Genomic DNA, 23,360 nt, shown 5'->3' with positions numbered 1-23,360 from the left:
GCCGCGGCCCACACCCCGGTCGAAACAGCGAGAACCTGCGCCAGGAGCCGGTGCCGGACGTCCGTCAGGGACGGAAGTCCACGTCGAGTTCAGGTCACCGGTTGGGAGGCACGGCGTGCACGACCTGCACCTTGTCGGGGTACTTGGTCGCCAGATACTCGGCCGCATCAATGTTCGATTTGGCCTGGGGATCACCGTACGACGATCGGGAGACGCCAGGCTGTGCCGACGCACGGACCGGGTGCTGCGGATCCAGGACGAGGAAGCTGGCCTGGGGATCGAAAACGAAGAATCGAATCGGTACCGGGCTGTCGCGCACCAGGGTTTCCAGCGTCTCCAGCGTCTTCGGCTTCGCCAGCGGGTCCTGCCACAGGTACCAGACTTGCGCGTACCGGTAGTTGCGCTGCATCACGGATGCGTAGGTCGACGCATACCAGTTTCGATACGGCGAACTCATGAGGTCGACATTCATCATGCCGCCGCCGTCCGGATACATCCGAGTCATCAGAATGGCATCACGTGCGCCGTCGGGTGAGCCCCGCTCGAGCGCCGCCGCCAGCCGCAGCCCGTTGCTGGCGGGCCGGTCGTGCCAGCGGCCGCCCGCCGCGACCATCGCGACCACCAGCGGCAGCACGACGGCGAACGCGGGCACCGTGCGGCGCGGCAGCGCGCGGGCCAGCCCGCCGAGACCGACCAGCGTCACGATGATGACCAGGTGCAGGGTCTTCTCGAAGTAGTAGATGGTGCGGCCGATGGCGATGAGCTGGTAGACGGCGACGGCCGCCGACATGCCACCCGCGACCACGACCCCCAGGGCCGCGTTGCGGTTTCCCGGCGCCCGCAGGCCGCCCCGCCGGACCAGGCAGAACAGCGTCAGCGCGATGAGCACCAGCGTCGCCACCCGGTCGGTGGTCTGGGCGGTGCCGGGCAGCGTGAGCTGGTAGCCGCTGGCCGCCTTCGCGTTGAGCAGCGGGGTCACCAGCATCGGCGGCACGATGAGCACCGCGACCAGCCAGGCCACCGGGCGTCGCCAGAGCCGTTCGCGCCATGCCCAGATGCCGGCCATGACCACCGAGTACGGCAGGAAGAGGTGGTAGCTGAACGAGACGCCGACCAGCAGGAGCGCGATCGTGGCGAGTTGCTCGCCGAAGCTGGCCAGCGGGCGGGCGACCAGCGCGGTCAGCAGCGCCGCGAGGGCGAGGCCCACCAGCTCGTTCGGGTAGCCGCGGGTGAGCACCGACACGGGGTCGCCGAAGTACAGCCAGGCGGCGATCAGCCCGAGCGTGGCGAGCAGCCGGACCGGGCTCGCGCCGGCTCCGGCGATCCGGCGCGCACCCCACAGCACGGACAGGATGAGGAACACGAAGGCGGCCACGCAGAGCCAGACCATCACGTTCATCGAGACCGTGCCGTCGACCGCCGCCGTGTCCGACGAGCGGATGAAATGGTCCAGCACGGCGAAGGAGAAATGGGTGCCCTGCGGATAGTTCCGGATGCCCTCGGCGAGGTCTGCCGGCGCATACCGCAGGGACTCCTGCGGGTTGAGGAAGGCGTAGCCGCCGACCTGGCCGATCATGTCGAACAGCAGGAAGTGCCGGGACAGGTCCTCGCCGGGGATCAGCACGCCCAACCGGCCGCCCAGGTCGCGCAGCACGAACGGCTCCAGGGTCAGCGCCGTCCCACCGCCGAAACCGACGGCCAGCACCCAGTCGCGCGTGCGCCATCGACCGGGCCGCGCCGGCCGCCGGCCGGTCAGCAGTGACACCAGCACCAGGACCGTCAGGGCGAACCCACCGACGGCCACCGGATGCAGGTGCCAGGGCCAGACCGAGAAGAGCAGCCCGGCCACGCACAGCGCCGGGAACAGCTGGGCCAGGCTGACCACCAGCCGGTCGAACCATCCGGCCGTGCCCCGCTGCAGGCTGGCCAGACCCGCCACGACCAGGACGGGCAGCAGGAAGTCGGCACGGATCAGATGGGTTGCCAGCGGCAGCAGCCAGGCCAGCGCGAACGCGGCCGCCCAGCCGAGGGGCGCCCGCGAACGTCGGGTCGGTGCCGCGCTTACCGTCATGTTGGTGCTACCGGAGGTGACGGTGGTCAAGGGAGGGGCTCCTTGAGGGGGTCAGGCGCGGATCAACGCAAGGAGCAGCACCATGCCGGCGCGGCCGAGGTAGATCGATGCCTTGACGGGTGAGTTGCTCGGGGTGCCCGCCATGCGTGGCCGCATGGCTACCGGGATCTGAGTGATCTTGAACTTCATCCGGGCCGTCCGCACCAGGACCTCGATGGTGTCGCCGAGGTACTCGGCCGGATACCACTCGGCGAACAGCTCGATGAGCCGGCGGTTGCACGCGCGGTGCCCCGATGTGGTGTCGGTGAGCTTGGTGCGGGCCAGCCGGGAGATCACTCGCGACAGCAGCCGCATCGCCCACTTCCGGGGGCCCTTGACCGTGTATCCGCCCTCGCCGGCGAACCGGGCGCCGATCACGAGATCGTGATCGTCGAGCGCGTCCACGAGCTTCGGGATGTACCGCGGGTCGTGCTGACCGTCGGCGTCCACCTGGATGGCCACGTCGAAGCCGTGGTCCCGGGCATACCGGTAGCCGGTCCGCATGGCGCCACCCACGCCCAGGTTGTACGGCAGCCGCGCGACGATCGCGCCGGCCGACGCGGCACGCGCCGAGGTGTCGTCGGAGGAGCCGTCGTCGACCACGATCACCGACACCCCGGGCAGCTCGCCCTTGACCTCCGCGACGACATCCGCGATCGAGCCCGACTCGTTCCACGCCGGGATGATGATGAGGACGCGCTTACCGTTGATCATTCAGGCGCTCCCGCTCGGCACGCTCGGCGCGAATCAGTGCAACGTCTTCCGCGAGGGTCCGGGTCTCTTCCTCGAGGCGGCTGACTTCCCAGCTCAGGTGCACGCACACGAGCAGCAGGAAGACGATGCCGAGGAAGAGCACCAGGCTGACGCCGGACGCGATGCCGATGGACTTCGCCACCGTGTCGGCGAGCGTCGGAAAGAAGCCGAGCGGCAGCACCACGAGGCTGACGCCGAGCCAGAGAATCGCGTACTTCTCCTGGAGCTGTCGCCTGCGCAACAGTTCGATCATGAAGCCGAGTGCCGCCAGCGCGGTCAACCCGGTGACGATGGTGAGTTTCATGCCGGTCCCTTCCCGAGGCCGGATGGCCGATTCGACAGCGCTGCGGTCAGCATCCCACGCCATTCGCGCATCGGGGGAACCCCGGCCGCCTGCCACCGGTCGTGCCCGAGCACGCTGAACGCGGGCCTGGGCGCGGGTCGCGCGAAGCGCTCACTGGTCGTGGGTCGGATCCGAGCCGGGTCGAACCCCGCCTCGGCGAAGACGGCCTGGGCCAGGCCGAACCAGCTGGTCCGGCCGGACGAAGTGCCGTGGTAGACGCCGGCCGGCGCGCTGCCGGCCAGTGCCGCGTCGCCAAGGGCGACGAGCTGCGCGGCCAGGTCGGCGGACCAGGTGGGCTGGCCGATCTGGTCGTCGACCACGTCGAGGAAGTCCCGCTCACCGGCCAGCCGGAGCATGGTGGTCACGAAGTTGCGCCCATGCGTGCCGTACAGCCAGGCGGTGCGGACCACATACCCGTGCGCCGGCAGGGTGCCCAGGACCGCCTGCTCGCCCACGAGCTTGCTGCGGCCGTAGGCGTTCAGCGGCGCGGTCGGCGCGTCCTCGGCATACGGCTCGCTGGCGTTGCCGGGGAAGACGTAGTCGGTCGAGACATGCAGCAGACGCGCGCCGGTCGCGGCGCACGCCGATGCCAGGTGGGCGACGCCGGTGCCGTTGACCGCGGTGGCGGCCGCCTCGTCGGACTCGGCGGCGTCGACATCGGTCCAGGCGGCGGCGTTGATCACCACGTCGTGGCCGTCGACCACCGCGCGGACCGCCGCCGCGTCGGTGATGTCCAGGTCGGCCCGCTTCACGGCGGTGACCGTGTGCCCCTGCGCGCTGACGCGGCCGGCCAGCACGTGCAGCACGTCCTGGCCCAGCATCCCCCCGGCGCCGGTCAACAACCAGCTGCTCACGCGCCCTCCGCTCCGCTCCGGCCGCACGAGCTCCACCCTGCGCCGATGATGAGCGGCCTCCTCCGCTGCGCTCCGGAACCGCTCATGCTCCCAGGGCCGCCCGGTTCTTGAGCGGCTCCCACCACGAGCGGTTGTCCCGGTACCACGCGACGGTGTCGGCGATGCCGCGGTTGAAGCTGACGGCCGGGACGTACCCGAGCTCGTTCTGGATCTTCTCGATGCTCAGCGAGTAGCGCCGGTCGTGCGCCTTGCGGTCCTCGACGTACTCGACGCTGGTGTCCCAGTCCCGGCCGCAGGCGGCCAGCAGCTGTTCGGTGAGCTCACGGTTGGTCAGCTCCTCGCCACCGCCGATGTGGTACACCTCGCCGGAGCGGCCCTTCTCCAGGGCCAGCTGGATCCCGGCGCAGTGGTCGGACACGTGCAGCCAGTCGCGGATGTTGCCGCCGTCGCCGTACAGCGGGACCTTCTTGCCGTCCAGCAGGTTGGTGACGAACAGCGGGATGACCTTCTCCGGGAACTGGTACTGCCCGTAGTTGTTCGAGCACCGGGTCACCACGAGGTCCATCCCGTGGGTGCGGTGGTACGCCAGGGCGAGCAGGTCGGAGCCGGCCTTCGAGGCCGAGTACGGCGAGTTCGGCGCCAGCGGCCAGTCCTCGGTCCAGGAGCCCTCGGCGATCGATCCGTAGACCTCGTCGGTGGACACGTGCAGGAAGCGACCGACGCCGGCGCGCAGCGCGGCGTCGAGCAGCACCTGGGTGCCGAGCACATTGGTGGTGACGAACGGGCCGGCGCCGAGGATCGAGCGGTCGACGTGCGACTCGGCGGCGAAGTGGACCACCGCGTCGTGCCCGGGCAGCACCTGGGCGACCAGGTCGGCGTCACAGATGTCGCCCTGCACGAACGTGTAGGAGGGGTCGCTCGCGACCGGGAGAAGATTGTCCAGATTGCCGGAGTAGGTCAGCTTGTCCAGCACGGTGACCTGGGCCCCGGCATAGGCGGAATATCCGCCTTGCAGCAGGGTCCTGACGTAATGGGAGCCGATGAATCCGGCACCGCCGGTGACAAGGATTCTCACGAGGTGGGGAGTGTAGTGCACGCACACGACCCCATGCCGGGTCGACCGGACTCTTCGGTTGCCCGCTAAGGTGTCTGGCGTGCGTGGCATAATCCTCGCCGGCGGGACCGGCTCGCGACTCTGGCCACTGACGAAGGCTGTCTCCAAGCAGCTCATGCCAGTCTTCGACAAACCCATGATATATTACCCGCTCACCACGCTCGTGATGGCCGGTGTGCGCGAGATCCTGGTCATCACCACGCCCGAGGACCAGTCGCAGTTCCAGCGCCTGCTCGGCGACGGCAGCCAGTGGGGCCTCTCTCTCTCCTACGCGGTGCAGCCGCGACCGGAGGGCCTCGCCCAGGCGTTCATCATCGGCGAGGAGTTCATCGGCGGGCAGTCCGTCGCGCTGGTGCTCGGCGACAACCTCTTCCACGGCGCGCAGCTCGGCCAGCGGCTGGCCGACAACGCCGACCTCGTCGGCGGCCGGGTCTTCGCCTACCCGGTGGCCAACCCGGAGGACTACGGCGTGGTCGAGTTCGACCCGACCGGCCGGGTGCTGTCGATCGAGGAGAAGCCGAAGCAGCCGAAGTCCCGCTACGCGGTGCCCGGCCTGTACTTCTACGACAACCAGGTGGTCGACATCGCCCGCCGGCTCAAGCCCAGCGACCGTGGCGAGCTCGAGATCACCGCGGTCAACGCGACGTACCTCGAGCGCGACGAACTGCACGTGATCGTGCTCGACCGCGGCACCGCCTGGCTGGACACCGGCACGTTCGCCTCGCTGGTGCAGGCCTCCGAGTTCGTGCGGGTGATCGAGGAGCGGCAGGGCCTCAAGATCGGTTGCGTGGAGGAGGCCGCCTGGCGCGCCGGCTTCATCGACGACGCCCACCTGCGCTCGCTCGCCGAGCCGCTGCGCAAGAGCGGTTACGGGGACTACCTCGTCCAGCTCCTCGACTGGACCTCCTGAGCCAAGCGTTTCACCCCGCTCGATCCGGCGAACCGGCCGGCGGGTGAGTCGGCGGGTGAGCCGTTGGGTGTGCGATGGGTGAGATGGGGTACTTGCTCCGGGTGAACCGGTCTGAAAGGGTGTGCCGGTGAGTGAGACCCTGAAGGCCTCCGGCGGCGCGACCGAAGGCGTTGACTACACCGACCGTCTGCAGCGCCTCGGTGGCGCCGGTTGGAAACGGGCACTGAACGTGCAGGCCCCCTACCGGTGGAACATTCGCCGTCTTGAGCTCGGCTTCACGCTCGACGTCGGCTGCGGCATCGGCCGCAATCTCTCGCACCTCGACGGCAACGGCGTGGGCGTCGACCACAACGCGACCTCGATCGAGGTCTGCCGGGCCGCCGGCCTCACCGCGTTCACCATCGAGGACTTCTTCAAGTCCGAATACGCCACCCCGGGGCGCTTCGACGCGATCCTCGGCGCGCATCTGATCGAGCACGTCGAGGAGGAGCAGGCCAAGGAGATCATCGGCTCCTACCTGCCGTTCCTGCGCTCGGGCGGGCGTGCCGTGTTCATCACGCCGCAGGAGCGCGGCTTCGCCAGCGACGCCACCCACATCAGGTTCTCCGGCTTCGACGAAGTCGGCAAGATCTGCACCGACCTCGGGCTTACGCTGGACCGGCAGTACTCGTTCCCGTTCCCGCGCCCGACCGGCAAGGTCTTCACCTACAACGAGTTCGTGACGGTGGCCCGTAAACCATGAAATTCCGCCAGCTGTCGGTCGCCGGCGCCTGGGAGGTCACTCCCGTGCTGCACGGCGACCCACGAGGCTTGTTCACTGAGTGGTACCGCTTCGACCGGCTCGCGGCCGAGATCGGTCACCCGCTCCGGCTCGCCCAGGGCAACCTGTCGGTCTCGGCGAAGGATGTCGTCCGCGGCATCCACTTCGCCGATGTGCCACCCGGTCAGGCGAAGTACGTGACGTGCACGCGCGGCGCGGTCCTCGACGTGATCGTCGACCTGCGGGTCGGCTCGCCGACGTTCGGCCGGTCGGAGGGTGTCCTGCTCGACGACGTCGACCGCCGCGCGGTGTACATCGGCGAGGGCCTCGGCCACGGGTTCTGCGCGCTCACCGACGACGCCACGCTCACCTACGCGTGCTCGGAGGTCTACAACCCGGCCGGCGAGCACGGCGTGCACCCGCTGGACCCCGACCTGGCCATCGAGTGGCCGGCCGAGGCGCCGCAACTGTCGGCGCGGGACGCCGCGGCGCCCTCGCTCGCCGAGATGCTCGCCGCCGGCCGCCTGCCGGACTACGGCGCCTGCGAGGCCTACACGCAAAGTCTGCGGCAGCAATAGCGCCGGATCCGCCGCCAGGCGGCTAATGTCTGTACATGGACCGGCGAATTTTCGGCCTTGAGACCGAGTACGGGGTCACCTGCACCTATCGGGGACAGCGCCGCCTGTCCCCGGACGAGGTCGCCCGGTACCTGTTCCGGCGTGTCGTGTCGTGGGGTCGTTCCAGCAACGTCTTCCTGCGCAACGGCGCGCGCCTCTACCTGGATGTCGGCTCCCACCCGGAATACGCGACGCCCGAGTGCGACTCGGTGCCCGACCTGGTCGTCCACGACCGGGCCGGCGAGCGGATCCTCGAAGGCCTGCTGGTCGACGCCGAGCGCCGGCTGCACGACGAGGGGATCGCGGGCGAGATCTACCTGTTCAAGAACAACACCGACTCCGCCGGCAACTCCTACGGCTGCCACGAGAACTACCTGGTCAGCCGGCACGGGGAGTTCGGCCGCCTGGCCGACATCCTCATCCCGTTCCTGGTCACCCGCCAACTGATCTGCGGCGCCGGCAAGGTGCTGCAGACGCCCCGCGGCGCCGTGTACTGCCTCTCGCAGCGGGCCGAGCACATCTGGGAGGGCGTCTCGTCGGCGACCACCCGGTCCCGCCCGATCATCAACACGCGGGACGAGCCGCACGCGGACGCCGAGCGGTACCGACGGCTCCACGTGATCGTCGGCGACTCCAACATGAACGAGGTCACCACGCTGCTCAAGGTGGGCACGGCGGACATCGTCCTGCGGATGATCGAGGCCGGCGTGGCGATGCGCGACCTGTCCCTGGAGAACCCGATCCGCGCGATCCGGGAGGTGTCGCACGACATCACCGGCCGCCGCCGGGTGCGCCTGGCCAGCGGCAAGGAGATCTCGGCCCTCGAGATCCAGCAGGAGTACTTCGACAAGGCGACCGAGTTCCTCGACCGGCGCGGCGCCGACGCGGCGACGAAGCGGGTCATGGACCTGTGGGGCCGGGTGCTCCTGGCCGTCGAGACCGACAACCTCAAGAGCGTCGAGCGCGAGATCGACTGGGTGACGAAGCTCGGCCTCATCGAGCGCTACCAGGCCAAGCACGACCTGCCGCTGTCGCACCCGCGGGTCGCCCAGATGGACCTGGCCTACCACGACCTGCGCCGCGGCCGGGGCCTCTACGGGCTGCTGGAGAAGCGCGGGACGGTCGACCGGGTCGCCACCGACCTGGAGATCTTCGAGGCGAAGGAGACCCCGCCACAGACCACCCGGGCCCGGCTGCGCGGCGAGTTCATCCGGCACGCCCAGGAGCGCCGCCGCGACTTCACCGTCGACTGGGTGCACCTGAAGCTCAACGACCAGGCGCAGCGCACCGTGCTGTGCAAGGACCCGTTCCGGGCCTACGACGAGCGGGTCGACCGGCTGATCGCGAGCATGTGACGCCCTGCCGAGCGCTTCGGTCGGCGCCGGACCCGTTTTGTTACCGGCGAGTTGAGAAAGCGGGGCCGCCTCGGGTTAGGCTGGCCGTCACCATGTATGACGAGCCCAATCCGCCCGAGCAGCGGCCCCGCTCCTTCCCGACCGCCGACTTCAACCCCGACCAGCCGGCCCGCACCCGGCACGGCCGCCGGTTGCAGCGCATCCGCGAGGAGGTCGAGCGCAACCGCACCGAGGGCCCGGCCATCCCGACCTGGATCCTCGCTCTCGTGCTCGCCGTCATCGTCGGCGGCTTCGCCGCCATCCTGGTGTGGGCATGAGGAGCGCGATGGCGCCGGCGGCCGCCCTGACCGCCGGCCTGGTCGCGCTGGTCGCGTTCACCGCGGGCTGCACCGACGACGGTGAGCGGCGCCAGCCGCTGCCCGCCAGCGCAGCACCGCCCGCGGCCGGCGCCTCGATGCCGCTGCCCTCGGCGAGCCTGCCGCCGGCCGTGAACACCGACGGCTGTCAGGGCCTCATCACCGCCGCCCAGGTGCAGAAGTCGACCGGGCTGGCCGTCGAGCCGAGCGCCGGCGACGGCGCGGCGGCCGTCGCACAGTACGGTCAGGCCGTCCAGAGCCTCGGGCTCAACGCCCGCGCCCGGATGTGCCCGTTCGGCAACGCCGGGGGCGACCAGGTCACCGTCGTCGCGCTCACCTTCGCCGACGCCGCCCAGGCGCAGCAGCTGTGGACGACGATCGCGAAGCTGGAGGCGGTCGGCGGGGTCGGCGAGGCGGCGCTCAGCGACAGGTCGAAGACCCTCCTCGCCAAGCGCGGCAAGGCGGTCGTCGCGGTCTACCTGCTCGCCGGGGCGAACCCGGACGCCAACCACCTGCCGCAGCTGCAGTCGGTCGCCAACGCCGCCCTAACGAAGGCCTGACGCGTACCGGCCGGCCGCGGCCGCCGCGAGGAAGTAGGCCCGGTCCTCGGCGAACCCGCGGCCCATGGTCGACAGCTTGACCGGCAGCGCGCCCAACGCGTCGGCGAGGTCCGCCGACGGCACCTCGACCAGCGTGTGCGGCGGGCACAGCGGCGCGAGCGCGTCGCGCACCGGCCCGGCCAGGCCGGGCGGCAAATCGGACGGCATGACGAGGTCGGCCGGCGCGAGGGCCACCCGGCCGAACGCGGTCAGGCTGTGGTGCGACACCCCGCGGTGCCGCGGGCGCGGGTCGGCGTCGGAGATGCGCGGCGCCGCCACCGGCCGGCCGCCGAGCGCGGCGACCGCGTTGACCGCCTCGCCGGCCGCGACCCCGGAGAAGCCCCACGACGTGCCGGTGCCGAGGTTGCCCGGCCCCTGGGTGACCACGGCCAGGTCGGCCCGCAGGCCGTGCCGCGCGGCGAGCAGCCCGCTGTGCACGTTCGTCGACTCCAGGTCGCCGCCGAAGGCCTGCCCGGTGGTGACCGTGCCGGCCAGCAGCGGGCCGAGCCCGTCGAGCGTGCGGGAGAACCAGGCCGGCAGCGCACCGCCGTCGGTCATCACGTAGGCGATCCGCGCGCCGGGGGCCGCCGCGAGGGCGCCCGCGACGACCGCGGGCAGCGCCGAGTGCAGGTCGGCGACGACCACCGGCATCCCGCCGAGGTCGGCGGCGCCGGCCAGGTCGCCGCGCAGCGGCGAGGCCTCCTCGTCGGCCGCCAGCACGACCGCCTGCAGCGGCGTGTACCGCGCCTTGACCACGTGCCCGGGCACGTCCACGTCCTCGGGCAGCCGGTCCGGTACCGCGACGACCAGCGCGTACCCGCCCGTGCCCAGCCCCAGGGCCAGGGCGTTGAGGTTGAGCAGCACCCGGTCCCCGGGCTCCGGCGTGCCGACCAGCGCCGGGTACGCCAGCGCCCGTACCGTCGCCGGATCCTCCGGACGGCGGGCCTCCACCGTCACGTCCACCTCGCGGCTGCCCCGCCACTCGCGGCGCACCGCCCCCACCGTTCCCCAACGCCAGCGGATCACGGCGCCCACGGTAGTGCAACGACGGTCCGCTCACGCGCGGTGACGGTCCGAGACGGCACGTTCCGTGCGCGTGTGGGCGACGCCGAACAGGCGTTCGGGCTGGTAGGTTCACTGAGTGTCGCGTACCCGAACCGAGCGCCTGGTCAATCTGGTGATCTGCCTGCTCGCTACGCGCCGCTTCCTGACCGCCGACCAGATCGCCACCATCGTCCCCGGCTACGAGCACGACCCGTCGGACGAGCGCGACCACGAGGCGTTCCAGCGCAAGTTCGAGCGGGACAAGGCCGAGCTGCGGGAGCTGGGCGTCCCGCTGGAGATCGGCACGGCGAGCATCTTCGACAACGAGCCCGGCTACCGCATCGCCCGCCGGGAGTATGCGCTGCCCGACATCCCCCTCGCACCCGACGAGGCGGCCGCGGTCGGCATCGCCGCCCGGCTGTGGCAGCAGAGCGGCCTGGCCGCCGCGGCCTCCAGCGGCCTGGCCAAGCTGCGCGCCGGTGGTATCGACGTCGACCCGCACGCCACCCTCGGCGTCGAGGCCGTGGTCACCGTCGACTCGGCGTTCGAGCCGCTCACCGCCGCGGTCCGCGACCGGCAGGCGGTCACGTTCGACTACCACGTGCCCGAGCGCGACGCCGCCCACACCCGCCGGCTCCAGCCGTGGGGCGTGGTGTGCTGGCGCGGCCGGTGGTATGTGGTGGGGCACGACCTCGACCGCGGCGCCGAGCGCTGCTTCCGGCTGTCCCGGATCGTCAGCGGCGTGCGCCGGGCCGGCCGCCGCGGCGCCTACGAGCCACCGCCCGGCGTCGACCTGATCGGCTACGTGGCGCGCTCCAGCGGCCCGGTCGAGCGCACCGGCCGCGCCACCGTCCGGGTCCGGCCGGGCCGGGCGGCGGGCGTGCGGCGCTGGGCCGACTCCTGCGTGCCCGGGCCCGACGGCGACGTGCTCACGCTGGCGTATGCCGACGTGGACTTCTTCGCCGGCTGGCTGGTCGGCTACGGGGCCGACGTCGTGGTCCTCGACCCGCCGGAGATCCGCGACGCGGTCATCCAGCGCCTCAAGGCCATCGCCGCCGCCTACGACCCCGCCGAGCTCGAGGTGCTGGCATGAGCGGGGGAGCGGAGCGGCTCGGGCGGCTGCTCAACCTCGTGCCGTATCTGCAGGCCAGGCCCGGGATCACCCTCGCCGAGGCCGCCCACGACCAGGGGATCACCGAGCGGCAGCTGCGTGACGACCTGGAGCTGCTGTGGATGTGCGGCCTGCCCGGGTACGGGCCGGGCGAGCTCATCGACATGGCCTTCGCCGGCGACAGCGTGACCCTCACCTACGACGCCGGGATCGACCGGCCGCTGCGGCTGACGCCCGACGAGGCCCTCGCGCTCATCGTCGCCCTGCGGATGCTCGCCGAGACCCCCGGCGTGGCTCAGCGTGACGGCGTCCACCGGGCCCTGGCCAAGATCGAGCAGGCGGCCGGCGACCTGGCCGACGCCGCGGTCGCCGTCCGGCTGCCGGGCAACGCCGACCGCCTGGAGGAGCTGCGCGGGGCGGTGGAGCGCCGGCACGCCCTGCGGATCACCTACTACACGGCCGCCCGCGACGAGACCACCGACCGGGTCGTCGACCCGATGCGCGTGCTCGTCGTCGGCCGCTGGTCCTACCTGGAGGCCTGGTGCCGCCGCGCGCAGGCGGTCCGGCTGTTCCGGGTCGACCGCATCGACGCCTCCACCGAGCTCGACGAGCCGGCCCAGGTGCCCCGCCAGGCCCAGCCGACCGACACCCGCACCGGGACGCTGTTCACGCCGACGCCGGACCTGCCGCTGATCACCCTGCGGGTCGGCCGGGGCGCCCGGTGGATCACCGAGCAGTATCCCTGCGAGGAGGTCGTCCGCGGGCCGGGCGAGCACTGGACGGTCTCGCTGCGCGCCTCCGATCTCGACTGGGCCCGCCGGATGGTGCTCGGGCTCGGCGCCGAGGTGACGGTCGTCGCCCCGCAGGCGCTCGCCCAGGCGGTCGGCGCCGAGGCCCGCAGCGCACTCGACGCCTACGCCACGCCCGCCTGAGGCGTCCTGCCGGGCCGGACCGGGCGCGGTGCACTAAGGTCGACCTCGTGCTCTGGCTGATCGCTGCCGCTGTGGTACTCCTGGCGCTCGTGGTCTTGGTGGTCGTCGCCGCCAAGGTCGGTGCGACCCTGCGCCGGTTCGGCATCGTCGCCCAGTCGCTGCAGCGGCGCCTGCTCGACGGTCAGCAGCGCGTGGAGCCGCACCTCGTGCGGCTGCAGGCGACCGTCGAGGCGCTCCAGCCCCGCCTGGAGTCGATGCAGGACCAGGCGCTCGTGCTGCAGGCTCGCCGCGGTGCTGAAGATATTCAGGCGACGTCCCACCCGGCCGCCGCGCTCGGATCACCCGGGTCCACTTACAGTTAAGAAACCTGTCGGATCAACCGGGCAAATTGGTTGTTTGTCCGGACGGATGGTTGACGATCCGGCGCTCCAGCGTCAACACTCGTCAAGACTTCAGCGGCCGGACCCTTACCCGCTAACCCCGGCCTCTGCCCTCACCCCCAAGTGGTCAGTACCATGGGTCGGGCAGCTCAAATACAGTGAGGTGGCTTCACATGGGTGCACTCAAGCCGTGGCACATCCTCGTGCTGGTGGTGGTGCTGATCCTGCTGTTCGGCGCGAAGCGTCTTCCCGACGCCGCGCGTTCGCTGGGTCGCTCGCTCCGGATCATCAAGGCGGAGACGAAGGGCCTCGCTGACGACGACGTCGACGCCAAGGCCGAGGCGCAGTCCGGCCGTGCGCCGCTCAGCGGCACGATCGACGACAACAAGCCCTCGCCGGCGCCGACGGTCGACCCGGTCGACCGCGTGCGCGAGCGCTGAGGCGCCACAGCGTCGTGAGCATCCTGCCGGGACGGCGCCGGACCAAGGCGCCGTCGCAGTTCCAGCGTGCCTCGGACGGCTCCATGTCCCTCATGGAGCACCTGCGCGAGCTCCGCAACCGCCTGTTCAAGGCGTCCCTGGGGGTCGTGGTCGGGTTCGGCATCGGCTACTGGCTGTCGGGCCGGGCGATCTCGCTCGTCAAGGATCCGGTCTGCAAGGTCCTCGAGCCGCGGACCGGTGAGTGCAACTTCGTCCAGCTCGGCGTTGCGGACTTCTTCCTGCTCCAGCTGAAGGTCGGCCTCTGGCTGGGCCTGCTCATCACCGCGCCCTGGTGGATGTATCAGCTGTGGGCGTTCATCGCGCCGGGCCTGCACCGCAACGAGCGCAAGTACGCGTACATCTTCGTGACGATCGCGGCGCCGCTCTTCGCGCTCGGCGCGTACCTCGCCTGGTTCGCCCTCGGGCACGGCCTGCAGTTCCTGCTGCCGCCCGAGGACGTCGTGACGACGTCGCTCGACATCACGCGGTACGTCGACTTCATCACCACCGGCATGCTGGTCTTCGGTGTCGCGTTCGAGTTCCCGCTCGTCGCGATGATGCTCAACTTCGCCGGCGTGCTCAGCGGCCGCAAGCTGCTGGGCTGGTGGCGGTTCGTGGTCTTCATCTTCTTCGCGTTCGCGGCCGTCGCCACCCCGACGCCGGACCCGTTCACGATGACCGGCCTCGCCCTCGCCATGTCGCTGCTCTACTTCGGCGCCGTCGCCGTCGCCCTGATCAACGACCGCCGCAAGGGCCGCAACCGCCCGGCCTACGCGGACATCGGCGACGACGAGACGTCCACGCTCGACGACTACGAGGTCGAGCCGGTCGGCGCGGCCAGCTCCGTCGGCGGGTACGACCCGATCGACCCGGTGACTCCGGTCGACGGCCCGGCGCCGGTCGAGCGGCCACGGTCCCTGGACCGCCGCTACGACGACGTCACGTAACGCAAGCGCATCGCGAACGCCCCCGGCCGGACTCTCGGCCGGGGGCGTTCGAACGTTTAGCATCTGCGCCGTGAACATTGCGTTGCTCGCCAACCCCACCGCCGGCAAGGGCCGGCGGGCGGCGCTGCTGCCCGTGGTCGTGGAGCGGCTCGCGGCCGAAGGGGCCGTCGTCCGCGTCGTCACCGGCGGTACCGTGGCCGAAATGGCCTCCGGCGCGCGGGCCGCTGTCGAGGACGGGTCGGCCGTCGTGGCCATGGGCGGCGACGGGACCGTGCACCTCGGGCTCCAGGCCGTGGCTGGGACCGGCGTGCCGTTCGGGATCGTGCCGGCCGGCACGGGCAACGACTTCGCGGCCCGGCTCGGGCTGCCCGCCGACCCGCTCGACGCGGCGCGCGGGATCGCCCTCGCGCTGCGCGACGCCACCACCCGGGCCGTCGACCTCGCGCGGGTCGCCGGGGCGGACGGGACGACGGCCTGGTTCGGGGCGGTGCTCGCGGCCGGGTTCGACGCGTTCGTCAACGAGCGGGCCAACCGCATCCGGTGGCCCCGCGGGCCGCAGCGGTACAACCGCGCGATCGTGGAGGAACTGCTGGCGTTGCAGGCTCGGCGGTACCGCATGAGCCTCGACGGCGACGAGCGGGAGTTCGCGTCCGTCCTCGTCGCGGTCGGCAACACGGAGAGCTACGGCGGCGGGTTCCGGATCGTGCCGGACGCCGACCCGGCCGACGGCCTGCTCGACGTGGTCGTGGCCGAGCCGCTGGGGCGGCTCACCCTGATGCGGCTGCGCCCCAAGGTCAAGATCGGCGCGCACGTCCGCGACCCCCGCGTCTCGACCTTCCGCGCCCGGGTCATCGAGCTGGCCGCCGAGGGCGTGACCGCCTACGCGGACGGCGAGCGCATCTGCCCCCTCCCGGTGACGATCACGTGCGTCCCGGGCGCCCTGACGCTACTCGCCCACTAACGACGTCGATCTTGGAGTTGTGGTCCCTCATTTGTCCGACATAGGGGACAAATCCGGGACCACAACCCCAAGATCGCGGGGTTCGTGGCGGGTCAGGCGGCGTTCTTGATGCGGATCTTGACGCCGTTGCCCGACGGCTCCGTGACCACGTCGTCGGCGTCCACGCCCTCCGGCAGGGAGAAGCTGCGGGCGAAGGAGCTGGAGCTCGACGAGAACGACTGGAAATGGGCGCCGCCCTCGTCACGGCTGTCCGACGAGCTGCTGCCGCCCTGGCCGCGCACGGTCAGCCGGCCGCCGGAGACCTGCACGTCGACGTTCGACGGGTCGATCCCGTCGACGGTGATGACCAGGTCGTCGCCGTCGGTCGTGGTCTGCACGGTGGTGGAGTGGGCGTGCTGGGCGGCACCGGCGACGTCGTTCTCGATGCGGGCCAGGGCGCTGGCGGGATCCCAACGGCTCAAAGGCATGACGAACCCTCCGGAGTTGCGAAAGTGATGGCCCCTGCACTGTCGCGCCGCGACACGGAGCCGACAAGCGCACAGGCGGTGTTGCGACAGTGATTCCCGGCGGGCGGCGTTTCCACACCTGCCGTCGCAGCCGTCACAGCAGTCGCAGGATGCCCCCGAGGCCGTGAACCCGCCCCGGTTCACTCTCCGGGAGGACAAGCACGCTGCAGCCGGCCGCCGCCGCGCCCGCGTCGGCGGGCGAGTCGCCGACCATCAGCGCCCGCTCCGGGTCGACCCGCAGCGCCGCGCAGGCCTTGAAGAAGATCGCCGGATCCGGCTTGATCCGACCCACCTCGTAGGACAGCACGAACTCGTCGACCAGGCCGGCGAAGCCCAGCTCGTCGGCGAGCTTGCGCAGGTCGAACCCGATGTTGCTGACCACCGCCACCGGCACCCCGGCGGCCCGCAGCGCGTGCAGGGTGGGCAGCGTGTCGGCGTACAGCTGCCAGCCGTCGGCGACCAGCAGCCGGTCGTACAGCGCCTGGGCCAGGTCGGCGTCGACGGTCGCGGCCAGGCCCTCGTAGCTGGCCCGGTGCGCGTGCTCGGAGAGGTCCCGGTCGGCCCAGACCTCGGCCAGGTGCGGCGGCACCCGGTGCGGCTTCGGCCCGCCGGCCCGCCCCGCCGTGGTGAGCCGGTCGGCGAGGACGGTGGCCCGCCCCCGGTCGAGCGTGACGCCGACGCTGCCGGCCGCCCTGGTGACCCACCGGACGGGGTCCTCCACCTGTGCGAGTGTCCCGTGGAAGTCCAGCAGCACCGCCTCGATCGGTCGCGGGGACGGACGAGGTTCTTCGCTTTCCGGCACGCGAGCACGATACCGAGAGGCGGATCCGGGCATTCGTCGCCCAAGGCCGAAACCGGAAGCGCTTGGTGGCGATTCGGCAGTTTGGGACAGTGTGGGTGGTTCGGCTAGGTTCACTGCTATGGGGCAGCGGGGACCCAATACGGCGGTGCCGTGGCACTGGGACGGCCCCGTGTCGGTCTTGCGGCTGCCGTTGGACGTGCATGATCCGCGCGTCCGCCGGCATGTCGAGCGGGTGTTCGCTGCGGCGTTCGCGGTGCGCCGGGCCGTCCAGCGCGACGCGCGGTCGCGCGTGAACGCGTTCTGGGCCGCGGAACGCGAGCGGCGCCGGGTGGGTCCCGCGAGGGTGCGCACGCGACTCGGACTGACGCGGGCGGGACTGGAGCGGGCGTCGTATCGGCACGTGGACGGCGCGCCACAGCTGCGGTGCCACCTGACGAAGGCGCTGGCCATGCACCTCGCGGACGGGGTGTGGGAGACCGTCAATCGGCACCTGTTCGCGGATGCCAGCAGACGGCGGTACGGACGGCCCAGGGTCGGAAACTGGTGGGAATTCTCGAGGGTGGCTGGGCGGGCCCGGTCGCACACCCGGTCACAGAAATGGGAGACGTTCCGGCTTGTCGGGACGCTCGCCGGGCACCGGGTGGCGTTCGATCGCGGTGGCCTGCTGCGGCAGCCGAGGCGCATGCCGCGGGTGCTGCCGGCGGCGTCCGGACGGCGAGTGCGGTCGTGGTGGGACCACGACGGCGCGTTCGCGGTGGTGCTGACCGGGACCGCCGACCGGGATCTGGTGCTCCCGGTGCGGCTGCCGCAAGGCCTGGGCCGTGCCGCGGTCGTCGAGCACTACCTGGGGGAACCGGAGCGCTGGCACAAGGTCGACCTGGTCCGGCACCGGGACCCGGGCGCGGCCGGCGGCTGGCGCTACGAGGCCCATTTGATGATCCTCGGCCCTGGTCACGTGTCCCCTCAGGTCGCGGCGGCCCGCCAGGCCGCTGCGGCGCTGCACCGCCGGGGCGGCGTGGACGTCAACGTCTCCAACATCGCGGTCGTGTCGATTCCGGCTGCCCGGGAGGACGTCCGGGTCCCGGACGGCGGCCTGCGGGCGAACCGCGTGGCGCGGACCGGCGCCGACGACGTGCGTCTGGCGGCCGAGCGGTTGCGGCGGCGGCGCCGTGACCGGGCGCTGCAGCGCTCCCGCCGCGCGGCGAACCCGGCGCAGTACCAGCTCTCCAGCCGCCAGCAGGCCCGCGCTGAACGCCGACGCGCCGCCGGGCTGGCACCGATACAGGTGGAGACTCCGGGCGGCGCACGACGGGCCAACACCGCCGGCGTCCCGGTGCAGGCGTTCCGGCGCGACGTGCTGAGCGCCGGCTATCAGCGCCTGCGCGCGCGGGCGGCGGCCGACGGCGCGGCCCGGACCCGGGCTCGCAGGAGCCGCGCACGGCAGGCCGCCGCCGACATCGTTGCGGTCCACGGCACCGACCTCGTCGTAGAGGACACGGATCTGCGCCTGTGGGCCCGGCGGTGGGGACGCGCGTTGCACGCGTTCAGCCCAGGAACACTCCTGGCCGCGCTGCGCAACGAGATCGCTGCGGTAGCGCCCGGCATGCAACTGTTGCGGGCCGGTACGCGGCGAACCGCTTGGAGTCAGCACTGCCTGTGCGGCGCTCGTGTCGCCAAGGACCTGCGCCGCCGCCACCATCGCTGCACGGCCTGCGGCCTGGAGGGCGATCGTGACCTCGTCGCGGCGCTCATCGGCGCGCACACCGTCCTCGCCGCACCGACCGAGCCCGGCTCGGCCCACGTTGACTGGTCTGCCGCCCGCGTCTCCCTCGCCGCCTTCGGCGTCGAGGCCATCAACAAAGGGCTACAAGGAGCCCTGTCCGAGTCATGCGGAACCCCACCGTCCCGGAGCGCGCCGTCCCGGTGCGCGACCTCGGCGGCCGCAGCGCAGCCCCAGCGACCCCGATCGGGTGGCGACGGCCGGCGTGCTCGGCGAAGTACCGGTACGAGCCGACACCTTCGGCCGGTGCCCCCGACCACCCCGGATGAGGCGCAGGCGGCAACGTCGGCGGCCACGCCGGAACGACGGGGCGCACACCCCGGACTGCGACATAGCCCGGCACTTTCGCCGGAATTATGAACAGGCCTTAGCCTTGGTCCTGTGAGTGGTACCGAGGACGTGGATCTGAGCCCAGCCGACCGGTACCAGGCGGCCCGCCTGCGGGCCGAGGACGTGGCGCGGCACCCGGCGCTGGCCGAGTTCACCGAAGAGCTCGAGTTCGCGCTCGACCCGTTCCAGGCGGAGTCCTGCGAGGCGCTGGAGCGCGGCACGGGCGTGCTGGTCTGCGCGCCCACCGGGGCCGGCAAGACCGTCGTCGGGGAGTTCGCCGTCCACCTGGCGCTGCGACAGGGGCGTAAGTGCTTCTACACGACGCCCATCAAGGCGCTGTCGAACCAGAAGTACAACGACCTCGTGCAGCGCTACGGCTCCGACCGGGTCGGGCTGCTCACCGGCGACAACGCGATCAACGGCGACGCGCCCGTGGTGGTCATGACCACCGAGGTGCTGCGCAACATGCTGTACGCGGGGTCGGGGACGCTGCAGGGGCTGTCGTACGTCGTCATGGACGAGGTGCACTACCTCGCCGACCGGTTCCGCGGCGCCGTGTGGGAAGAGGTGATCATCCACCTGCCCGAGTCGGTGACGCTGGTGTCGTTGTCGGCCACCGTGTCCAACGCGGAGGAGTTCGCCGACTGGCTGGTCACCGTGCGCGGGGAGACCACCGTCGTGGTCAGCGAGCACCGGCCGGTCCCGCTGTGGCAGCACATGCTCGTGGGGAAGCGGATGTTCGACCTCTTCCACGACGCCGAGGCCGCGCAGAAGCACGACGTGCATCCGGAGCTGCTGCGGTACCACCGGGAGATGCTGCGACGCGTCGAGCTCGCCGGCGACATGCGGCGCGGGCGCGGGCGGCGGTGGACCGGGCCGCACCGCCCGGAGATCGTGGAGCGGCTCGACAACGAGGGGCTGCTCCCGGCCATCCTGTTCATCTTCAGCCGCGCCGGCTGCGACGCCGCCGTCCAGCAGTGCCTCGGGGCCGGGCTGCGCCTGACCGGGCCGGACGAGCGGGCCGAGATCCGCGCGATCGTCGAGACCCGCACCAAGCACATCCCGGCCGACGACCTGCAGGTGCTGGGGTACTGGGAGTGGCTCGACGGCCTCGAGCGGGGCCTCGCGGCGCACCACGCCGGCATGCTGCCGGCGTTCAAGGAGGTCGTCGAGGAGCTGTTCGTCCGTGGCCTGGTCAAGGCGGTGTTCGCCACGGAGACCCTCGCGCTGGGCATCAACATGCCGGCCCGGTGCGTGGTGCTGGAGCGGCTGGTCAAGTTCAACGGCGAGGCGCACGTCGACCTGACGCCGGGGGAGTACACGCAGCTCACCGGCCGGGCCGGCCGCCGCGGCATCGACGTCGAGGGGCACGCCGTGGTCGTCTGGGCACCCGAGGTCGACCCGCGGCACGTGGCCGGGCTGGCCTCCACGCGCACCTATCCGCTGAAGTCGAGCTTCCGGCCCTCGTACAACATGGCGGTCAACCTCGTCGGCAGCGTCGGGTCGGCAGCCGCCCGCGAGCTGCTCGAAAGCTCGTTCGCGCAGTTCCAGGCCGACCGCTCGGTCGTCGGGCTGGCCCGCCAGGTGCAGCGCAACGCCGACACGATGGCGACCTACGAGCGGGAGATGGCCTGCCATCTCGGGGATTTCTCGCAGTACTTCGGGATCCGCGTGGCCATCGCGGACCGGGAACGGGCGATCGCGCGCCAGGGCGCCCAGCAGCGGCGGGCCGCGGCGCTGGAGTCCCTGGAGCGGCTGCGCCCCGGTGACGTCATCCGGGTGCCCACCGGCCGGCGCTCCGGCCTCGCCATCGTCATCGACCCGGGCGTCGGCGGCCGCGGGTTCGGCGAGCCGCGCCCGCTCGTGCTCACCGAGGACCGCTGGGCCGGGCGGATCTCCGGCGCCGACTTCACCAGCGCCGTCGAGCCGCTCGGCCGGGTCCGGGTGCCGAAGCAGTTCAACTACCGCTCCGCCCAGGACCGCCGGGACCTGGCCGCGGCCCTGCACCGCCTCGACCTCGACCCCGCCGACCGGCGGCACGGCCGGTCCCGCAACACCCCGGCTGCCGACGACGCCGAGCTGGACTCGCTGCGGGCCTCCATGCGCCGGCACCCGTGCCACCGCTGCCCGGACCGGGAGGAGCACGCCCGCTGGGCGGAGCGGCGGCACCGCCTCGAGCGCGACACCGAGGCGCTGCGGGGCAAGGTGGCCAGCCGGACCGGGTCGCTCGCGCGCACCTTCGACCGGGTGTGCGGGCTGCTCACCGACCGGGGGTACCTCACCACCGAGGGTAGCGTCACCGACGCCGGGCGCACGCTCGCCCGGATCTGGTCCGAGACCGACCTGCTCGTCGCCGAGTGCCTGCGCCGGGGCGTGTGGGACAAGCTCGACCCGGCCGAGCTCGCCGCCGCTGCGAGCGTCCTGGTCTACGAGGCTCGGCGGGAGGCCGAGGACCGCGCGTCGGTCCCGCGGGGCGGGGTCACCGAAGCCGTCGACGAGACCCTCTCGCTGTGGGCCGAGCTGCGCGAGGACGAGGACTCACGGGGCCTGCAGCTGACCCGGGAGCTCGACCTCGGATTCGTGTGGCCGATGTACCGCTGGGCGCGCGGGGAGTCGCTGACCAAGGTGCTCGGCAGTGTGCACGGTCTCGACGGCGACATGCCCGCCGGCGACTTCGTGCGCTGGTCCCGGCAGGTGCTCGACCTGTTGGGCCAGCTCGCCGACGCGACCGGGGCGCCGGAGGGCGTCCGCCGCACCGCGCGGCAGGCGATGACGGCGGTGACACGTGGCGTTCTGGCGTACAGCGTCATGGGTTGATCACGGAGCGAAGTTTCACCTCTTGTGATTAGGAAAAGCCGTTCGAATCCGCAATGATGCACACGCCGGTTTGTGCCGGTCGTGCACAGCCGCTCGGCGCGGGAGGGTTATCCGTGGGTCAACTGCACCACTTCACGTATGGCGCGATCACCCCGATCTTCGCCTACGCCATGTCCTTCCTCGGCTGCCTCCTCGGCCTGGTGAGCACGGCCCGCGCCCGCGCCGCGACCGACACCCGCCGGCGGGCCTGGCTGCTCGTGCTGGCCGCGTGGTCGATCGGCGGCACCGGCATCTGGGTCATGCACTTCATGGCCATGGTCGGCTTCAGCGTGACCGGCTCGCCGCTGCGCTACGACGTGCCGATCACGGTGGCGAGCTTCTTCATCGCCGTCGTGACGGTCGGCATCGGCCTGTTCATCGTGGGCCTGGGCAAGCCGAAGCTGTGGAAGGTCCTGCTCGGCGGCCCGATCACCGGCGTGTCCGTCGCCTTCATGCACTACACGGGCATGGCGGCGATGCAGATCAACGGCACGTTCGAGTACCAGAACAACCTCTACCTGGCCTCCTACGCCATCGCCGTGGTCGCCGCGACGGTCGCGCTGTGGTTCACGGTCGTGGTCCGCGGCATCCCGGCCACGCTCGCCGCCGCCGCGGTCATGGGCGTCGCCGTCTGCGGCATGCACTACACGGGCATGGCCGCGATGCACGTCCACCTGGACCAGGCGGTCGAGCCGGTGCCGGGCGTGGACGTGAACTGGTTCCTGGCCCCGATCGTCCTGTTCGTCCTGGTCGTGGTCATCGCCCTGGCGAGCGCCGTGATGGCCGTCCCGTCGGAGCGCGAGCAGGCCGAGGCGAAGGCGGTCCACGACAAGATCGCGTCCGGCCAGGCCATGCGCAACGCCGCGGCCGGCCCGGTCTTCGGCGGCTCCACGACGTCGGCTAGCACCCCGACCCCGTCCCCGGCCGTCGGCTCCGGCTCGGCCCCGACGTACCCGAACGGCGGCGGCAAGGCCGCCCAGGCCTTCGCCGCCCGCGCCGCGAACGGCATCGCCGACGCCCGCCGCCAACGCGGCCGCTAACCCAGAGCCTCCTCCAACCGCCGCCGGCGGGCCCGCGTCACCTGGGGCCGACGGCGGCGCTTGCGTGTCGGGCTCGCCCACGTCGACGCGGCGGCCTGGGCTCCGTTCTCCGCTACTGGCGGGTTTGTGGCGTTCAGGTCGGCCCCGGCGGGCGACATCCGGCCGACTCCATGATCGATGGCGAGTTCTGGTTGCCATGACAGCCAGAACTCTCCATCGATCACGGACCGCACCCGCCTGCCACTGGGAATCCGGGCGATATTTCGGATGTGTCCGGCTGAGGTCGCCCAACGGACTCCCCCCGCGGGCGTGGCTCCTGTGGACGTGGTTCTTATGCGGCGTGGTTCTTATGCGGCGTGGCTTTCGTGCGGCGTGGCTTTCGTGCGGCGTGGCTTTCGTGCGGCGTGGCTTTCGTGCGGCG

23 protein-coding genes are annotated in these 23,360 nt (G+C 71.8%); 15 read left to right on the top strand and 8 right to left on the bottom strand.

Annotated features, from left to right (window positions below):
- Positions 1 to 94: 94 nt before the first annotated feature.
- From ABZS66_RS22095 to rfbB, 5 genes are all read right to left on the bottom strand, one after another.
- Positions 95 to 2,101, bottom strand: coding sequence for a hypothetical protein (locus tag ABZS66_RS22095; protein WP_354760428.1), 2,007 nt, complete (start codon positions 2,099 to 2,101; stop codon positions 95 to 97).
- 21 nt (positions 2,102 to 2,122) lie between these two features.
- Entirely contained in the window at positions 2,123 to 2,824 is a 702-nt protein-coding gene (locus ABZS66_RS22090) for a glycosyltransferase family 2 protein (RefSeq protein WP_354760426.1), read from the bottom strand.
- Positions 2,811 to 3,167: a DUF2304 domain-containing protein gene (locus tag ABZS66_RS22085; RefSeq protein ID WP_354760424.1), complete on the bottom strand. Its 357-nt coding sequence runs from the start codon at positions 3,165 to 3,167 to the stop codon at positions 2,811 to 2,813. The genes ABZS66_RS22090 and ABZS66_RS22085 overlap by 14 nt, the downstream gene beginning before the upstream one ends.
- Positions 3,164 to 4,060, bottom strand: a complete 897-nt coding sequence (gene rfbD, locus ABZS66_RS22080) for a dTDP-4-dehydrorhamnose reductase (RefSeq protein ID WP_354760422.1) — start codon at positions 4,058 to 4,060, stop codon at positions 3,164 to 3,166. The genes ABZS66_RS22085 and rfbD overlap by 4 nt, the downstream gene beginning before the upstream one ends.
- An 82-nt stretch (positions 4,061 to 4,142) precedes the next feature.
- The gene (gene rfbB / locus ABZS66_RS22075) at positions 4,143 to 5,135 is read right to left on the bottom strand and encodes a dTDP-glucose 4,6-dehydratase (RefSeq protein WP_354760420.1); all 993 of its coding nucleotides are present in this window, start codon (positions 5,133 to 5,135) and stop codon (positions 4,143 to 4,145) included.
- A gap of 79 nt (positions 5,136 to 5,214) precedes the next feature.
- Here rfbB and rfbA point away from each other — a divergent pair, with 79 nt between their 5' ends.
- The 6 genes from rfbA to ABZS66_RS22045 all read left to right on the top strand — a co-directional run bounded on the left by rfbA (position 5,215) and on the right by ABZS66_RS22045 (position 9,732).
- A complete protein-coding gene (rfbA, locus tag ABZS66_RS22070) occupies positions 5,215 to 6,084 on the top strand; it encodes a glucose-1-phosphate thymidylyltransferase RfbA (protein ID WP_354760418.1) in 870 nt (289 codons plus the stop codon).
- 127 nt (positions 6,085 to 6,211) lie between these two features.
- Positions 6,212 to 6,826, top strand: a complete 615-nt coding sequence (locus ABZS66_RS22065; protein WP_354760416.1) for a class I SAM-dependent methyltransferase — start codon at positions 6,212 to 6,214, stop codon at positions 6,824 to 6,826.
- Entirely contained in the window at positions 6,823 to 7,422 is a 600-nt protein-coding gene (gene rfbC, locus ABZS66_RS22060) for a dTDP-4-dehydrorhamnose 3,5-epimerase (RefSeq protein ID WP_354760414.1), read from the top strand. Before ABZS66_RS22065 ends, rfbC begins: the two co-directional genes overlap by 4 nt.
- Positions 7,423 to 7,457: 35 nt before the next feature.
- Complete coding sequence (gene pafA / locus ABZS66_RS22055; RefSeq protein ID WP_354760412.1) at positions 7,458 to 8,816, top strand: Pup--protein ligase; 1,359 nt, start codon at positions 7,458 to 7,460, stop codon at positions 8,814 to 8,816.
- Between the two features lie 92 nt (positions 8,817 to 8,908).
- Positions 8,909 to 9,133 carry a hypothetical protein gene (locus tag ABZS66_RS22050; protein ID WP_354760410.1) on the top strand — a complete coding sequence of 75 codons (225 nt, stop codon included), beginning with the start codon at positions 8,909 to 8,911 and terminating at the stop codon, positions 9,131 to 9,133.
- Positions 9,130 to 9,732: a hypothetical protein gene (locus ABZS66_RS22045; protein WP_354760409.1), complete on the top strand. Its 603-nt coding sequence runs from the start codon at positions 9,130 to 9,132 to the stop codon at positions 9,730 to 9,732. Before ABZS66_RS22050 ends, ABZS66_RS22045 begins: the two co-directional genes overlap by 4 nt.
- Here ABZS66_RS22045 and ABZS66_RS22040 read toward each other — a convergent pair.
- Positions 9,718 to 10,797 (bottom strand): DUF3866 family protein, encoded by a 1,080-nt coding sequence (locus ABZS66_RS22040; protein ID WP_354760408.1) that lies wholly within the window; start codon positions 10,795 to 10,797, stop codon positions 9,718 to 9,720. The genes ABZS66_RS22045 and ABZS66_RS22040 overlap by 15 nt on opposite strands.
- A gap of 115 nt (positions 10,798 to 10,912) precedes the next feature.
- Here ABZS66_RS22040 and ABZS66_RS22035 point away from each other — a divergent pair, with 115 nt between their 5' ends.
- From ABZS66_RS22035 to ABZS66_RS22010, 6 genes are all read left to right on the top strand, one after another.
- A complete protein-coding gene (locus ABZS66_RS22035) occupies positions 10,913 to 11,908 on the top strand; it encodes a WYL domain-containing protein (protein ID WP_354760407.1) in 996 nt (331 codons plus the stop codon).
- The gene (locus ABZS66_RS22030) at positions 11,905 to 12,858 is read left to right on the top strand and encodes a WYL domain-containing protein (protein ID WP_354760406.1); all 954 of its coding nucleotides are present in this window, start codon (positions 11,905 to 11,907) and stop codon (positions 12,856 to 12,858) included. The genes ABZS66_RS22035 and ABZS66_RS22030 overlap by 4 nt, the downstream gene beginning before the upstream one ends.
- Before the next feature lie 47 nt (positions 12,859 to 12,905).
- Positions 12,906 to 13,220 (top strand): hypothetical protein, encoded by a 315-nt coding sequence (locus ABZS66_RS22025; RefSeq protein WP_354760405.1) that lies wholly within the window; start codon positions 12,906 to 12,908, stop codon positions 13,218 to 13,220.
- A 191-nt stretch (positions 13,221 to 13,411) separates the two neighbouring features.
- Positions 13,412 to 13,678 (top strand): Sec-independent protein translocase subunit TatA, encoded by a 267-nt coding sequence (gene tatA, locus ABZS66_RS22020; protein ID WP_354760404.1) that lies wholly within the window; start codon positions 13,412 to 13,414, stop codon positions 13,676 to 13,678.
- Between the two features lie 83 nt (positions 13,679 to 13,761).
- Entirely contained in the window at positions 13,762 to 14,664 is a 903-nt protein-coding gene (gene tatC / locus ABZS66_RS22015) for a twin-arginine translocase subunit TatC (RefSeq protein ID WP_354760464.1), read from the top strand.
- A gap of 70 nt (positions 14,665 to 14,734) precedes the next feature.
- Positions 14,735 to 15,625 (top strand): diacylglycerol kinase family protein, encoded by an 891-nt coding sequence (locus ABZS66_RS22010; RefSeq protein ID WP_354760402.1) that lies wholly within the window; start codon positions 14,735 to 14,737, stop codon positions 15,623 to 15,625.
- Between the two features lie 92 nt (positions 15,626 to 15,717).
- Here ABZS66_RS22010 and ABZS66_RS22005 read toward each other — a convergent pair whose 3' ends face one another.
- Together ABZS66_RS22005 and ABZS66_RS22000 are read right to left on the bottom strand one after the other, a co-directional pair.
- On the bottom strand, positions 15,718 to 16,092 hold the full coding sequence (locus ABZS66_RS22005) for an Hsp20 family protein (protein WP_354760400.1): 375 nt from the start codon (positions 16,090 to 16,092) through the stop codon (positions 15,718 to 15,720).
- A 133-nt stretch (positions 16,093 to 16,225) separates the two neighbouring features.
- Positions 16,226 to 16,933 carry an HAD-IA family hydrolase gene (locus tag ABZS66_RS22000; RefSeq protein ID WP_354760398.1) on the bottom strand — a complete coding sequence of 236 codons (708 nt, stop codon included), beginning with the start codon at positions 16,931 to 16,933 and terminating at the stop codon, positions 16,226 to 16,228.
- Between the two features lie 118 nt (positions 16,934 to 17,051).
- On the opposite strand from ABZS66_RS22000, the gene ABZS66_RS21995 reads away from it, so the two are divergent.
- The 3 genes from ABZS66_RS21995 (at position 17,052) to ABZS66_RS21985 (ending at position 22,939) form a co-directional block, all read left to right on the top strand.
- On the top strand, positions 17,052 to 19,073 hold the full coding sequence (locus ABZS66_RS21995; protein ID WP_354760396.1) for a hypothetical protein: 2,022 nt from the start codon (positions 17,052 to 17,054) through the stop codon (positions 19,071 to 19,073).
- Positions 19,074 to 19,094: 21 nt separating this feature from the next.
- Positions 19,095 to 21,860 carry a DEAD/DEAH box helicase gene (locus tag ABZS66_RS21990; protein ID WP_354760394.1) on the top strand — a complete coding sequence of 922 codons (2,766 nt, stop codon included), beginning with the start codon at positions 19,095 to 19,097 and terminating at the stop codon, positions 21,858 to 21,860.
- Positions 21,861 to 21,973: 113 nt separating this feature from the next.
- Entirely contained in the window at positions 21,974 to 22,939 is a 966-nt protein-coding gene (locus ABZS66_RS21985; RefSeq protein ID WP_354760392.1) for an MHYT domain-containing protein, read from the top strand.
- Positions 22,940 to 23,360 lie beyond the last annotated feature (421 nt).

The sequence above is a fragment of the Dactylosporangium sp. NPDC005572 genome, assembly GCF_040605515.1.
In the GTDB taxonomy this organism is placed as follows: domain Bacteria; phylum Actinomycetota; class Actinomycetes; order Mycobacteriales; family Micromonosporaceae; genus Dactylosporangium.
The sequence above is the reverse complement of the archived record's forward strand: the minus strand, read 5'-3'. Positions and strand labels throughout refer to the sequence as shown.